The sequence below is a fragment of the Myxococcus xanthus genome (assembly GCF_013116825.1).
GTDB classification, from domain to species: Bacteria; Myxococcota; Myxococcia; order Myxococcales; family Myxococcaceae; genus Myxococcus; species Myxococcus xanthus_B.
On the sequence record NZ_JABFNS010000105.1, the window covers coordinates 21376 to 33425 of the forward strand.

10 protein-coding genes are annotated in these 12050 nt (G+C 70.1%); 3 read left to right on the forward strand and 7 right to left on the reverse strand.

Annotated features, from left to right (window positions below):
* Nucleotides 1-112 precede the first annotated feature (112 nt).
* On the forward strand, nucleotides 113-391 hold the full coding sequence (locus HNV26_RS26485) for a hypothetical protein (RefSeq protein WP_013935584.1): 279 nt from the start codon (nucleotides 113-115) through the stop codon (nucleotides 389-391).
* The gene (locus HNV26_RS26490) at nucleotides 388-1554 is read left to right on the forward strand and encodes a pyridoxal phosphate-dependent aminotransferase (RefSeq protein ID WP_171442949.1); all 1167 of its coding nucleotides are present in this window, start codon (nucleotides 388-390) and stop codon (nucleotides 1552-1554) included. Before HNV26_RS26485 ends, HNV26_RS26490 begins: the two co-directional genes overlap by 4 nt.
* Nucleotides 1555-1566: 12 nt before the next feature.
* On the opposite strand, the gene HNV26_RS26495 is transcribed toward HNV26_RS26490, so the two are convergent.
* The 3 genes from HNV26_RS26495 to HNV26_RS26505 form a co-directional block, all read right to left on the reverse strand.
* On the reverse strand, nucleotides 1567-2997 hold the full coding sequence (locus tag HNV26_RS26495; RefSeq protein ID WP_171442948.1) for an ABC transporter substrate-binding protein: 1431 nt from the start codon (nucleotides 2995-2997) through the stop codon (nucleotides 1567-1569).
* Complete coding sequence (locus HNV26_RS26500) at nucleotides 2997-3815, reverse strand: tetratricopeptide repeat protein (protein WP_171442947.1); 819 nt, start codon at nucleotides 3813-3815, stop codon at nucleotides 2997-2999. The genes HNV26_RS26495 and HNV26_RS26500 overlap by 1 nt, the downstream gene beginning before the upstream one ends.
* A gap of 142 nt (nucleotides 3816-3957) precedes the next feature.
* Nucleotides 3958-5751: a phosphoenolpyruvate carboxykinase (GTP) gene (locus HNV26_RS26505; RefSeq protein WP_171442946.1), complete on the reverse strand. Its 1794-nt coding sequence runs from the start codon at nucleotides 5749-5751 to the stop codon at nucleotides 3958-3960.
* A 210-nt stretch (nucleotides 5752-5961) separates the two neighbouring features.
* Between HNV26_RS26505 and HNV26_RS26510 the strand changes: the two genes are divergently transcribed.
* Nucleotides 5962-7824: an SLC13 family permease gene (locus tag HNV26_RS26510; RefSeq protein WP_171442945.1), complete on the forward strand. Its 1863-nt coding sequence runs from the start codon at nucleotides 5962-5964 to the stop codon at nucleotides 7822-7824.
* Nucleotides 7825-7828: 4 nt separating this feature from the next.
* Here HNV26_RS26510 and HNV26_RS26515 read toward each other — a convergent pair whose 3' ends face one another.
* The 4 genes from HNV26_RS26515 to HNV26_RS26530 are packed head-to-tail and all read right to left on the reverse strand — an operon-like array spanning nucleotide 7829 to nucleotide 11877.
* Nucleotides 7829-8452, reverse strand: a complete 624-nt coding sequence (locus HNV26_RS26515) for a MiaE family protein (RefSeq protein WP_171442944.1) — start codon at nucleotides 8450-8452, stop codon at nucleotides 7829-7831.
* 28 nt (nucleotides 8453-8480) lie between these two features.
* Nucleotides 8481-9317: a GNAT family N-acetyltransferase gene (locus tag HNV26_RS26520; protein ID WP_171442943.1), complete on the reverse strand. Its 837-nt coding sequence runs from the start codon at nucleotides 9315-9317 to the stop codon at nucleotides 8481-8483.
* A gap of 39 nt (nucleotides 9318-9356) precedes the next feature.
* The gene (locus HNV26_RS26525) at nucleotides 9357-10010 is read right to left on the reverse strand and encodes an AgmX/PglI C-terminal domain-containing protein (RefSeq protein ID WP_171442942.1); all 654 of its coding nucleotides are present in this window, start codon (nucleotides 10008-10010) and stop codon (nucleotides 9357-9359) included.
* Between the two features lie 28 nt (nucleotides 10011-10038).
* Nucleotides 10039-11877 (reverse strand): patatin-like phospholipase family protein, encoded by a 1839-nt coding sequence (locus HNV26_RS26530; protein ID WP_171442941.1) that lies wholly within the window; start codon nucleotides 11875-11877, stop codon nucleotides 10039-10041.
* Between the last annotated feature and the right edge of the window lie 173 nt (nucleotides 11878-12050).

Genomic DNA, 12050 nt, shown 5'->3' on the forward strand with positions numbered 1-12050 from the left:
CGGCCTCCGGCGCGTGTGCGTTCCAGGGCCAGTGCTACAGGTTTCGCAAGTTTTCGGGACATGCGGCCGTGAAATGGACGTGCCGTTTTTTCCGCGCGAGAACGCCTCACGAATGGCGGACATCATCGATCTCACGTTCCTCGCGGACGTCCGGCGGCTGTACAAGAAGCTCATCGACCAGAGGGGGCTTTCCTACTTCCTGCAAAAGGAAGGGCCTCGGCTGTTTCACATCGAGCCCTCCAAGGTGGAACTCGTGCTCCGGACCGCTCTGCGCGCGCGCGACCCTCAACTTCCCCGGCCTCACGACAAGGCCATCGAGCACTGCCGCAAGGAGGTTCGCCGCGACCTGATTCGTCGTGTCGCGAACGCCATGCTGCAAACGGGCCTGTGAGCCGCTTCTCCGCGCGGACGGACTTCGCACGGACACCCAACCCGCTGGCACTGGCGCTCGAGAGGCTCCGCGCCAGCGGACGCCCCCTCCTGGACCTGACGGAATCCAACCCCACGCGTGTGGGGTTGCCCCTGCCGGACGCGGCGCTCCTGGCCCCCGACGACGCCTTCACCTACGAACCCGAGTCCCTGGGGATCGCCTCCGCGCGACAGGCGCTGGTGGCGGACTTCGCGGCGCGGGGCGCCCAGGTCTCCGAAGCGCACCTGCTGCTGACCTCCAGCACCAGTGAAGCCTACGGCTGGCTCTTCAAGCTCCTGTGCGAGCCAGGGGACAACGTTCTCGTCCCGGCCCCCTGCTACCCCCTCTTCGAGCACCTCGCGCGCCTGGAGGGCGTCCAGACGCGTTCCTACGCCTTGCCGCGCGCGCATGGCTTCGGCCTGGACGCGGGGGAGGTGGCTGCGGCGTGCGACGCGCGCACCCGCGCGGTGCTAGTGGTGAACCCCGGCAACCCCACCGGCCACTTCCTGCACGAAGGCGAGCTGGAGGCGCTGGCGGACGTGTGCGCGCGCCGCCAGCTGGCGCTCGTCTGCGACGAAGTCTTCTCGCCCTTCGCATGGGACGCGGCGCCCGGGCGCGTGGTCACCGTGGCGGGGCGCGCGCTGCCGATGCTCACCTTCGCCCTCTCCGGCCTCTCCAAGTCCGCGGGGCTGCCCGGGCTCAAGCTGGCGTGGACGCACGTGGGCGGGCCCGCGGCGCTCCGTGACGAGGCGCTGGCCCGGTTGGAGTGGGTGGGGGACACGTACCTGCCCGTGGGCACGCCCGTGCAGCGGGCCCTGCCCGCGCTCCTGGCCCATGCGCCGCGCTTCCAGGCGGCGGTGCTGGAGCGGGTGAGGGGCAACCGCCGGCGCCTGCTCGCGGCCCGGCCTCGCGACGCCAACTGGGACGTGGTGCCGGCGGAGGGCGGGTGGAGCGCGGTGGTGCGGATTCCGAGGGCGCCCGGCGAGGAGGCCAGCTGCCTGGCCCTGCTGGACGCGGGCGTGCGGGTGCAGCCGGGCTACTTCTACGACTTCGGCGGCGGCGCCTTCCTCGTGCTGTCGCTGCTGCCCCAGCCCGAGGATTTCGCCGCCGCCGTCGAGGTGCTCGCGCGGACGTTGGGGCCCTGAGGCCCCGTCACGTCACTCCGTGGGCGGCGCGATGAGCTGCACCGTCTGGAACCCGCCGTCCCTCACGCGGAACAGCTCGTATTCGGACGGGGCCTCGCCCGTGGCGTCGAAGTCGAGGTCGCCGCTGGCGCCCGTCACGTTGATGACCTGTCCGTTGCGGATGGCCGCGCGAGCGCCCGCGAAGCCCTCCGTGCCCAGGTTGTAGTTCAGGGTCGTGCCTGCCTCGCCCGGCGTCACGAGCGCCAAGCCGTCCGCCATGCGCGCGCCGGTGATGGCCTGCGGGTTGTTGACGTCGGGACCGGCGGCATAGGCGGCGCCGAGCGCCACCAGGTACATGGCGTCATACGCGTGCGCGGTGAAGGAGTACTGCCCCGGGTCCGTCTGATTGAAGGCGGAGCGGAAGCGCTGGGCGAACAGCTGATAGACGAGGTCTGGACGGGCCTGCGCCGGAGACGTGCCGTAGGCGTCGTCCACGAGCGCCTCGTTGGCGCCCAGCGCGGTGAAGAGGCCCCGGTCCTTGCCGGCGTCGGTGAAGAACCACCGCTGGGTGTTCCGGCCCGCGGCGGCCGTCTGGTTGATGATGCGCGCGTTGTCCTCGGAGAAGCCGATGAGGACCTCGACATCCGGCAGACCGGTGGTGATGTGCTGCACCACGCTGGAGACGTCGGCGCTGTTGCGGGTGTACTGGGCGGACGTCACGGTCCGCTGGGTGGGGTCGATGCGCCCCAGCGTCACGCCGAAGAGGCCTTGCCCGTAGGCGTCATTCACGTAGCTGATGCCGACCTTGGAGATGCTGTCGTAGAGCGGGGCGCCGTTCACCAGGATGTTGCCCTGGAGCAGGTCTCCGATGATGCGGCCCTGCAGCACGTCGGACGGGGCCGTCCGCCAGACGAGGCCCGCCGTGGTGCCGTTCTGGTCGTTGATGGCGGCGAGGTCCGGGCTGGTGGCGCTGTACGTCATCATCAGCACGCCGTTGGGCACGGTGAACGAGGACACCGCGAGCGCCTGGGCGCTGCCGGAGGCGAAGAGCATCGGCACCTGGCGCTCACGCATCAGCCACTGGGCCTGCTCGGCGGCGCGGTTCGGCTCCGAGCGCGTGTCGCAGATGTGGAGGACGAAGGGCCGGCCGTTGACGCCCTCGCGCTGGTTGATTTCGTCGAGCGCCAGCTTGATGGCGTTGAGCGCCTGCACCTCGGACTCGTCCGGGCCGTCAGAGGTGCTCAGCGGCACCGCGGCGCCCAGGGGAATGGCGTTGGCCGCGGAGGCCGGGCCGTAGACCGTTCCACAGCCCTCTGGCTGCGGCAGGCAGTAGCCCGCGGTGCACACCTGCGCGGTTTCACAGTCCGAGGACGTCTCGCACTCCGTCAGTCCACTGGCGGTGGTGAAGCTGCACCCGGCCATCAGCAGGGTGCTTCCCGTCATCATCAATCGCAGCGCGCGCATCAGAAGCTCACCGCCATTCCTGCTCCGGCGCCCTTGGGCGCCATCGTGACTCGAACCTCCCCCGCGACCGGGGGGCCATCCTTCGGGTAGAGGACGATGGCGGTGATGACACCGGCCAGTCCCACGCCGAAGCCGACGTCCGCCAGCAGCGCCCGGCCGCGCGTCTTGTCGGCGAACTCCTCCTTGGTCTCCACCCGGGTGGCGCCGTCGAACTGCTCACGCGCGTCGCGCGCCTGCATGCCGAACAGCACGCCCGCCACCACGCCCGCCGCGCCCACGCCGGCCGCGGCGAACGCGCCGATGCGCTGGCGCTTGTAGGACGTCAGCGCGCGCCGCAGCTCCGCCTCCTGCTGGCGCCGGCTCTCCTCCTCGGCGCGGCGGGCCGCGAGCTGCTCTTCTTCCGCCTGCCGGCGCGCGGCGTCCGCTTCGTCCTGGAGCCGCTGGCGCTCGGCGTTGGTCGCGGCCGCGGTCTGGTCTTCCTTCTCGATGAGCACCCGCAGCCGGTCGATGCTGCGCGCGCTGCGCTTGAGCAGCGTCGGGTCCGTGCCGTCGGTGGCGCCGACGTACTGCTGGTACCAGGTCACCGCCTCGCGCAGCTCTCCCGCGTTCTCCAGGGAGATGGCGATGTTGTAGATGAGCCGCGGATGGGGCTGGGCTTCATGCGCCTTCTTCAGCGCATCCGCCGCCTCGCGGTACTTGCCTGCCTGGTACAGCCGCTCGCCGTCCTTGATGAGGGCCGCTGCATTTTTCCCGCGCTGCGCGAACGCCACCGGTGGCGCCAGCGCGAGAATCACCGACAACACGAAAGCCAGTCTCATGACTTGAGAGCCTAGCGCGGAGCTTCGGGAAGGTCGAAGAGCTGACTTTTACTTCCTGTGAAAAATGGAAGGGCCGCCCCCGCGCTCGGTGCGAGCGGGAGGCGGCCCGGGAGATTTCAGGTTGCTACCGGCGGGCGGGGACTCAGTGGTCCAGGCGCGCCATCAGCAGCTTGCGCTGGAGCATCAGCGCGTCCGGCGCCTTGGTGCCGAGCTGCTCGAAGAAGACCTCCTGGCTCTTCAGCTCGGCCTTCCATTCGTCCTCCTTGATGGACGTGACTTCCGTCACCACGTCGGAAGCCAGGTCCAGGCCATTGAGGTTGAGGCCCTGGTCGGCGCGGGGCACCCAGCCCAGCAGCGTCTCCTGGGTGGGGACGCGGCCGTGGACGCGGTTCACGATCCACTCCAGCACGCGCATGTTCTCGCCGAAGCCCGGCCACATGAACTTGCCGTTCTTGTCCTGCCGGAACCAGTTGACCTGGAAGATCTTCGGCAGCTGGGCGATGTGCTTCTGCATGTCCAGCCAGTGCTGGAGGTAGTCACCCATGTGGTAGCCGCAGAAGGGCAGCATGGCCATGGGGTCGCGGCGCACGACGCCGACCTTGCCGGTGGCCGCGGCCGTCGTCTCGCTGCCCATGGTGGCGCCCAGGAACACGCCGTGGGTCCAGTTGAAGGCCTGGAGCACCAGTGGGACGGTGTTGGAGCGGCGGCCGCCGAAGATGAGCGCGGAGATGGGCACGCCCGTCGGGTCGTTGGCCTTGGGGCTCAGCGCCGGGTTGTTGGACATGGGCGCGGTGAAGCGGCTGTTGGGGTGCGCCGCCTTCTCCGCGCTGCCCTTCTTCCAGGGGCGGCCCTGCCAGTCGGTGAGCTCGTCGGGGACCTCGCCGTCCTTGCCCTCCCACCACACGTCGCCGTCCGCCGTCAGGGCCACGTTGGTGAAGATGGTGTCCTTGGCGATGGACTCCATCGCGTTGGGGTTCGTCTTGTAGTTGGTGCCGGGCACCACGCCGAAGTAGCCGGCCTCCGGGTTGATGGCGTACAGGCGGCCATCCTTGCCGGGGTGCATCCACGCGATGTCGTCGCCGACGGTTTCAATCTTCCAGCCCTTGTACTCGGCGGGCGGAATCATCATCGCGAAGTTCGTCTTGCCACACGCGGACGGGAAGGCGGCGGCGACGTAGGTCGTCTCACCCTTGGGGCTGGTGACGCCCAGGATGAGCATGTGCTCGGCCATCCAGCCTTCCTCGCGGCCCAGGTAGCTGCCGATGCGCAGCGCGAGGCACTTCTTGCCCAGCAGCACGTTGCCGCCGTAGCCGGAGCCGAAGCTCCAGATGGTGTTGTCCTGGGGGAAGTGGCAGATGTAGCGGCGGTCGGGGTCCACGTCGCCGGTGCTGTGCAGGCCGCGGTTGAAGTCGTCGCTGTCACCCAGCATGTCCAGCGCCTGCTTCCCCATGCGCGCCATGATGCGCATGTTCAGCACGACGTAGATGCTGTCGGTCAGCTCCACGCCCAGCTTGGTGAAGGGGCTGCCGATGGGGCCCATGGCGTAGGGCACCACGTACATGGTGCGGCCCTTCATGCACCCGGTGAACAGGTTGCCCAGCTTGGTGTAGGCCGCCTCGGGCTCCATCCAGTTGTTGGTCGGGCCGGCGTCCGTCTTGTTCGGCGTGCAGATGAACGTGAGGTGCTCCACGCGCGCCACGTCGTTCGGGTTGGAGCGGTGGAGGTAGCTGTTGGGGCGCTTCTCCGGGTTCAGCGGGATGAGGATGCCCTCCTTCACCGCCTGGTCCGTCAGCCGCTTCTTCTCCGCCTCGGACCCGTCGCACCAGACGATGCTGTCCGGCTGGGTCATCTCGGCCATCTTGGCCACCCAGGCGAGGAGCGTGGGGTTTTTCGTGGGGGCCTGCTGGCCCTCCGCCGCAACTTGCGTCGAAGCCATGGATTCGTCCTTGTGGTTCAGGTCTGGAGACAGGCCCCAAACGTTCTGGAAGGGGGGCATAAATGCAACCCGCGACCGGCCTCCCGCCTTGGTACCGAACAGGCCGCTCCTAATTCCACTTATCAGCGGCCGGTCATCCAGAAGTAAACGGCGCACTGCGCCACGGCACTCGCCATATCAGCGCAGCGAATACAGGTTGGGGCGGGCCTTATGACCATCGCCATCGTCCTGGGTGTTGTCGTCGTCGCGTTGGTGCTGTTCTCGTTCGACACGCTTCCCATCGAGGTCAGCTCGCTCGTGGTGGTGTGCCTGCTGGCGCTCACCGGCGTGCTCACGCCCGTGCAGGCGTTCGAAGGGTTCAGCAACGACACGGTCATCTTCATCTTCACGCTGCTCGCGATGACGCAGGGGCTCGCATCGACGGGCGTGGTTCAGTTGGTGGGGCAACGGTTGGCCTTCTTCGCCCGCTTCGGCCATCAGACGTTCGTCATGGCGATGATGGTGGCGGTGGCGGCCTTCTCTTCTGTCATCTCCAACACGGTGACGACGGCGGCCTTCCTGCCGGTGGCCATCGGCGCGGCCCAGCGCGCCAAGGTGCCCAAGAGCAAGGTGCTGCTGCCGCTGGCGTACGCCTCCATGCTGGGCGGCATGGTGTTCCTCTACGGCACCTCCACCAACCTGGTGATGTCCGCGGCGATGCAGCGGCTGGGCATGCAGGGCATCGGCGTGACGGAGCTGGCGCCGGTGGGGCTGCCGCTGGCGATTGTCGGCATCCTCGGGGTGGTGCTGCTGGCGCCGTGGTTGTTGCCGGCGCGCGAGGGCCGCGGTGCCATGGAGGACTGGACGCTGCGCGACTACCTCACGGAGGCGGTGCTGCCCCCGGACTCGCGCTACGTGGGCAAGGAGCTGGGGGACATCTCGGAGGGGCTGGGGCTGCGCGTCATCGGCATCATCCGCGACGGCGAGGCCCTGTCCGCGGTGCCAGGTTACCGGCTGCACGGCGACGAGCGGCTGCTCATCGAGGGCAACCGCGAGGCGATTTTGCGGGTGAAGGACCTGCGCGGCATCCAGATTCGCCCGGACGTGCGGCTGTCCGACGAGGAGCTGCACGACAAGGACTCCATCCTCATCGAAGCCAGCGTGCCGCCCGACAGTCCGTTGGTGGGGCGCAGCTTGAAGGAGACGCTCTTCGTGGAGCGCTACGGCCTGGTGGCGCTGGCCCTGCACCGCAAGCCCGCCATCCAGCGCGTCACCAAGCTCCAACTGCTGGGCCGCACCTTCGGGGAGCGCTCGCTGTCCATGCTGCCGCTGTCGGTGGGAGACGTGCTGCTGCTGCGCGGCGCGCGCGACCGGGTGGACGAGCTGGCGCGGGGCGGCAACCTGACGGTGCTCAGCGGCCACGAGTACCAGCCGCCGCGCTACGGCAAGGCGCTGCTGGCGGTGGTGTTGTTCCTGGGCGCGCTGGCGGCGGGCTCGCTGAACGCGGTGCCGCTGTCGGTGGCGGGCCTCACCGGCATGTTGCTGATGATTGCCACTGGCTGCGTGGACCCGCGCACCGCGTTCCGCGTGGACTGGCGTGTGGTGCTGCTCATCGGCTCCATGATGGCGCTGGGGCTGGCCATGGAGGTGAGCGGCGCGGGCGCGTTCGTGGGAGAGCGGGTGGCGGCGCTGGGCGCATTGGGTGGCCCGCGCATGGTCATGGTGTTGCTGATGGTGCTGACCATCGTCCTGTCCGCGCCGATGAGCAACCAGGCCGCGGCGCTGGTGGTGCTGCCAGTGGCCATCAACGCCGCGCAGCAGCTCGGCGTGGACGCGCGGCCCTTCGCCATGGCGGTGACGCTGGCGGCCAGCTGTTCCTTCATCACCCCGCTGGAGCCCAGCTGCGTGCTCGTGTACGGGCCGGGGCACTACCGCTTCACGGACTTCTTCCGCCTGGGCACGCCGCTGACCGCGGTGCTGGTCGTCCTGCTCACGGTGGCCGTGCCCTGGGCGTGGCCGCTGGAGAAGGGCGCCTCGCCGGCGCCGGTGGCGCATCACCCGGCCGTGGGCCAGCGGGCGCCCACGGGGCCGTGACGGCTCAGTGGATGGCGGCGCGCAGCCCCACGTCGGTGATGACCTGCGCCTCACGCTCCAGCATCCACTCCAGCCGCGCCTTCACGCGGGTTTCGTCGCCATCGGACGCGGTGACGGCCAGCCGGTAGAAGAGGGACTGATGGCCGTCCTCGGACTGGGCCAGCTCGCCGTAGAAGCGCGCCAGGGCCGGGTCGGTGAGGCCTTCGGCCAGCAGGGACAGTCGCTCGCAGGAGCGGGCTTCGATGACGGCGGCCACCAGCAGCCGGTCCAGGCGGCGCTCGGCGGCGGGCGTGCGAATCAGCTTCTGCAGGCCCTGGGCGTAGGGGTCTCCCGCGTCCTTGGTCAGCGTGAGGCCACGCTCCGCCATCAGGTCCAACACGCGGGCCAGGTGAGCGCTCTCCTCGCGCGCCAGCCGCGCCATCTGCGAGGGCAGCCCCGGCAGGTCCGGGTAGGCCTGGAGCATGGACAGCGCGTTGGCGGCGGCCTTCTTCTCGCAGTGGGCATGGTCCACCAGCACCTCGTCGAACCGCTCGAGCGCCAGGGGCAGCCAGCGCGAGTCGGTGGCGGCGTGAAGAATGACGGGGCCCTCTCCAGAGAGGGGACGGCGGGAAGGCGTGGGACGGCTCATGCGGGCGCGGACTGTACGCGGCCGGCGGCTACTCCACCAGGACGAGCCGCCACGTCCGGCCGGCCAGGTAGCCGACCTTGCGGGCGATGCGGGCGGTGCTCTCGTCCCGCTCGTCGATGCGCAGGGTCAGCCGCGGCAGCGAGGACAGCAGGTGGCGGGAAATCTGGCCCAGGCACAGCAGGGCGTGGCCCTTCTTGCGCTCGGCGGGCAGCGTGTAGAGGCCCTCCAGCTCCGCGCCGTATTGGGAGCGGCTGCCGATATCCACCTTGAACACCAGCGCGCCATTCTCCTCCAACACGTAGGTGCGGCGCTGGCGCACGCGCTGGATGACGCGGGCCTCGTAGCCTCGCGGGTCCTCGGCCAACGGGTCTCGCTCGTGCACCTCGCGCACGTAGCCCTGCGCCAGCGGCAGCAGCCGGGGCAGGTCCTCCTCCTTCGCCAACCGCAAGAGCGGGTTGGTGAAGGGGCCCAGGTCATCCGCCGACACGCTGAACAGCCGCTGCGTGCGCGACAGGCGCGGCTTGCCCGGGGCCAGGCTGCGCAGCAGCGCGTCCACCGACGGCTTGTCGCCCACGGTGGAGCGCAGCGTCAGGCGCGAGGACAGCGCGTCCGCGATGACGCTGGTGGCGCCCGCGTCGCTCGCGCTGGGCACCACCAGCCCGCCGTCGCCGCCCACGAACACGGCGGCGGTGAGGACCTGGCTGTCGAAGCGGCCGTAGAACGCGAAGGGCACCCTGCCACGGGGGGCGATGCCGAACTCCTCCAGCAACCCCAGCAGGTAGAGGTTGTGGACCGGGTCCTTCGACAAAAGCCCCCGAAGGGCTTCCGCGTCACGGGGACCAAGCTGTTCGACGGTAACGGGCATGAAGGGTCGGGGGCTCCGCACCTTACGCAAAACCGGGCCCTACCGGCCAGTCTCCCCAGGGACACGGAACTCGAAGGGGTAGACGACCGTCGCCTTTCCTCCGCCAAAGGGCGCCGGGAAGCGGACGTCCAGCAGCGAGTCCAGCGCGCACGCCTGCACGAAGGGGTCGGGGATGGTGCTGGACACCAGCTCGCCCGCGCTCATCACCCCGCCCTCGTTGCCCGCCTCCACGGTGAAGCGCAACTTCACTGTCTGCGGACCCCGGTTGCGTTGTGCCGCGTCCTCGAAACATTGCTGCACGAGCGGAGTCACCGCCTGGATGGCGGCGCGGATGTCGTCGGCGTGGATGCGGCCGGTGGTGGATTCGACCACCGGCTCCACCTCCACCACGCGCCGCGGGTCCCCCGAGGCCGCGGGCGGCGCGGGCACGTCGGTCCGCGAGGACGGGAAGCCGGGCGGAGGCTGCACCGGAGGAGGTGTGACGCTGGGCGGTGACAGGCCGGGCGTGGGGGCGATGCGCGTGCCGGGCGGCTGCGGGGCGGGCAGCTCCTCGGCGGGGGGCGGTCCGACGGGCAGCGGCTCGTCGTGGACAGGGCGCGTCAGCCAGTAGGAGAGGGCGGCGCTCAGGATGAGCACGCCCAGGCTCACACCGGGAATGACGAGCCAACGGATGAGGGACGACCGGTCGGACATGGACGCCTGGAGGATATGCCTCCAGGGCTCACTTGCACGAGCGCTGCTCGGGCTTGCCCTTCGTACACTGGGCCAGTGGAGCGAACCGCGCCTCGGCTTCCGACACCGCGTCGTCCACCGGCTTGTCGCACTCCGAGGCGGCCAGTGTGCCCTGAATCTCGAAGAGGCGCAGCACTTCATGGCAACGCTGCTGGAAGTGCTTCACGCCTTCCTTGAACAGCGGCCGCATGACCTCCGGCGAGAAGCCGTAGCCGCTGGCCGTCTGGAGCTGCGAGTCCGGACGGAACATCCACGACGAACGCCAGCTGGAGGCCACCTGGTCGAAGCGGGCGGAGCCCAGCCACATGCTGGTGGCCGCCTTGAGGGCCCCGGGCTCGCGCGAAACGAAGCCTGCGCCCGTGCGGCGGCAGAAGGCGTTGACGCTGGCGGCGTCGGCCACGTTCGCCAGGCGCTCCACGCAGACGTTGTACTCCGCGAAGCGCCGGCCCACGGCGGCCATCTCCCCCTGCTGCACCTCACCCACGCGCGGCTGGGCGACGAACAGGTCGATGGTGCGCATCAGCACGCTGACGGCGTTGTCCGGCGGGTTCTCCGGTGACGGCTCCACGCCGCCAGTGGAGATGACCAGCACGCGCTCGGCGCCGCGCTGAACGGCCTGGAGCAGCGGCAGTCCGGAGCGCACGCCGCCGTCGAAGAAGGAGCCCTTCATCCTCCCGGTGTGTGACGGCAGCCACGGCACCGGGTCCGCGAGCACGGGCTCCACGATGGAGGCGACGACGCCGTTGATGATGCCCTCCACGCGCTGCTCTTCGGTGGCGTTCGGGTCGAGGTTCGCCGGGTCCTGGTCGCTGATGCCGAAGACGTCACCGGTGTCGAAGTCCACGGAGACGGCCACCAGCTCCGTGCCGTTGGTGAGCTGCTCGGGGACCACCGCCGCGCGGAGCTTGCCGTAGATGCCGTCGAACTGGACCAGGCCGCGCAGGTCGGAGGCAATCTTCCAAATCCAGGTGTTGTTGACGCAGTACAGGTCCGACTCCACCGAGCAGGTGTAGTTGCTGATGAGCAGCTGTCGCGCGGCCTCTTCGTGGCCCGGCGTGTGGAACAGGTCCACCAGCGTGCTGATGAGCGCGCCGGTGCTGCTGCCCGCCGCCAGGTCGATGCGCGCGTCTCCACACCCCTCCGGCGCCGGCTTGCCGCGGCACTGCTCCAGCACGCCGAGCAGCCGCCAGATGGCCCCCGCGCTGAACGCGCCATTGGCGCCGCCGCCGCTCAGGACCAGGGCGTTGGATGGGCGTCCCAGCGTGCGGTTCCACTTGCGGGCGCTGACGTACTGCGCGGCGGACTCGGCGCCTTCGCGGATGCCGCGGGTGAGCGCCTGGATGGGCACGCGGTCCCCCTGGGCATCACGCAGGGCCATCAGCGACGCGGCGATGCCCAGCGTGTTGGCCAGGAAGCGCGCGGCGTCCACTTCGCGCGGTGAGGGCGCGGCGGGGTCCACCGTGGTGGGCAGCGACGGCAGGCCCCACTGCGGCGACGCCATGGCTGTCTGGAGGAAGCGCTCGTAGCACGCGCTGTTGCTGCCGCCCGCGCTCTGCGTCAGGCAGTCCAGTTGTTCGAGGATGGGCTGGGGCGCGTTGCCCATCGCGGACATCCAGCGCGCGGCTTCGGCGGGGTCGGCGTAGGCGTCCACCAGGTGCGTGCGGGTGAGGCGCGCCGCGCGCTCCTGGATGGGCACGGGCAGCGGCGCCGCCTGTGGGTCCCCGGGTGTGTTCAGCGCGTCGAGGATGTAGCCCGTGCGCAGGAAGCAGCCGCTGGAGACGGCTGCCAGCGCGGTGAGACACAGCAGGTACGTGGTGCTCCGGTTCATGGGAGTCCCCCCGAGAGGCGCGCGACGCCGCCGCGTGCCTGGGCTCGCCGCCTCGTCGGGGAGGATGTTAGCGCATGCGCGCGCGCGGGCGTGAGCCCTCTGGGGGGCGCTCACGGCCGAGCCGGCCTTCCCCTACGGATACACCTCGCGGCGGGGCAGGGTGGGCTCCGTGG

Excerpts from the sequence above, each read along its gene's own strand:
- HNV26_RS26505 (WP_171442946.1), bottom strand. The coding sequence starts at position 5,751 with ATGGCTTCGACGCAAGTTGCGGCGGAGGGCCAGCAGGCCCCCACGAAA.
- HNV26_RS26510 (WP_171442945.1), top strand. The coding sequence starts at position 5,962 with ATGACCATCGCCATCGTCCTGGGTGTTGTCGTCGTCGCGTTGGTGCTG.
- HNV26_RS26530 (WP_171442941.1), bottom strand. The coding sequence starts at position 11,877 with ATGAACCGGAGCACCACGTACCTGCTGTGTCTCACCGCGCTGGCAGCC.
- HNV26_RS26520 (WP_171442943.1), bottom strand. The coding sequence starts at position 9,317 with ATGCCCGTTACCGTCGAACAGCTTGGTCCCCGTGACGCGGAAGCCCTT.
- HNV26_RS26485 (WP_013935584.1), top strand. The coding sequence starts at position 113 with ATGGCGGACATCATCGATCTCACGTTCCTCGCGGACGTCCGGCGGCTG.
- HNV26_RS26495 (WP_171442948.1), bottom strand. The coding sequence starts at position 2,997 with ATGCGCGCGCTGCGATTGATGATGACGGGAAGCACCCTGCTGATGGCC.
- HNV26_RS26515 (WP_171442944.1), bottom strand. The coding sequence starts at position 8,452 with ATGAGCCGTCCCACGCCTTCCCGCCGTCCCCTCTCTGGAGAGGGCCCC.
- HNV26_RS26525 (WP_171442942.1), bottom strand. The coding sequence starts at position 10,010 with ATGTCCGACCGGTCGTCCCTCATCCGTTGGCTCGTCATTCCCGGTGTG.
- HNV26_RS26500 (WP_171442947.1), bottom strand. The coding sequence starts at position 3,815 with ATGAGACTGGCTTTCGTGTTGTCGGTGATTCTCGCGCTGGCGCCACCG.